We start from the raw sequence: 1,051 nt of genomic DNA, 5'->3' as shown, positions 1-1,051 counted from the left end.
CAGTTCCTGGGCGAATTCCTGCACTCCTACCTGGACACCTTCAGCCACCGGGACAAGGACAACCGGCCGTTCGATGCCATCAGCGTGAAGCTGGGCATAGGGCATGGGTTTGCGGGGTCGGAGCCGGATTACACCTATGACGAGGACATGCCAATACTGGGGAATATGCCTGATCCAGAGGTGCCTTATTGGGGCCAGCGGGAGTATCGATCGCTGCAAGGAGAGAAGGCGGTTTATGAGTTTTTGACGCGGTATGGGGCTAAGCCGGCGGTGAGCTTTAAAGAGATAGAGAAAGTGCTGGAGAGATTCAATGCTATTCGAGAGACTGGAGGAAATTCACTAAGTAAATTTAATCTGCTAGAAGATACCATCAAATCCTGGATAAACGACGGCAAGCTAAAACTGACAAAGATAGATCAAGAAGGAAGATTAACTGAAATAAAAAAGATAGATCTTAAAAATACAGAGAATGAAGCTTACAACGAAGATCAAGCTGACGCTAATCGGGAAAAATATCTTGGAGCACTTGTTGGCCAAGAGGCTAAATATCCAGGAGTCTGCTTGCCAAGGAGTATCATATGCAAACCAGTGTGACAGTTAAGGCACTGACATTTATCTTGATAGTTTTGTCTTCCGGATTTTCCCAAGGGATGACCTGGGAAGAGTGGGCTGAAACTCGCCATCCACCCAGCGACACAGGACCATTGCCAGATGGCTGCAGCCCCGTCAAATATCGAGGGACCTTTCATCCCATTATTGAGTATGTCAGAGGACGAGGAGACCACTGTGTAGTTCACGATTTTGTACAGAGGAAATTAAGAGACTTCATTAATGGCAGGGAACGTGGATCACCAACAGATGAAGCCGGAAGGGGTAGTGTGATTAGTTTCTCTCAAGACAGCCATTCCAACATTGATCTAAGAAAACATCTTATATCTGGCAAGCCGTTTGAAAATACCCGCGGCATAGGCATGAATAGCAAATCACTGACTCACTTGGCAGTTCACAACGGAAAAATCGAAACGCCCGGTCCACTAGGTATTGGAATAGA

Annotated in this window: 1 protein-coding gene and 1 pseudogene; both read left to right on the top strand. The window is 46.8% G+C overall.

Annotated elements, in window-relative coordinates:
- Window positions 1-594, top strand: a pseudogene (locus PO605_RS30835) (DUF6765 family protein); the annotation flags it as partial.
- Window positions 579-1,051: hypothetical protein (locus tag PO605_RS30830; RefSeq protein WP_272207351.1), on the top strand; the 473-nt coding region annotated here is incomplete at its 3' end. The pseudogene PO605_RS30835 and the gene PO605_RS30830, both read left to right, overlap by 16 nt.

The organism is Delftia sp. DT-2 (assembly GCF_028401915.1).
GTDB classification, from domain to species: Bacteria; Pseudomonadota; Gammaproteobacteria; order Burkholderiales; family Burkholderiaceae_C; genus Comamonas; species Comamonas tsuruhatensis.
This window is presented reverse-complemented; position numbering and strand designations above follow the sequence as displayed.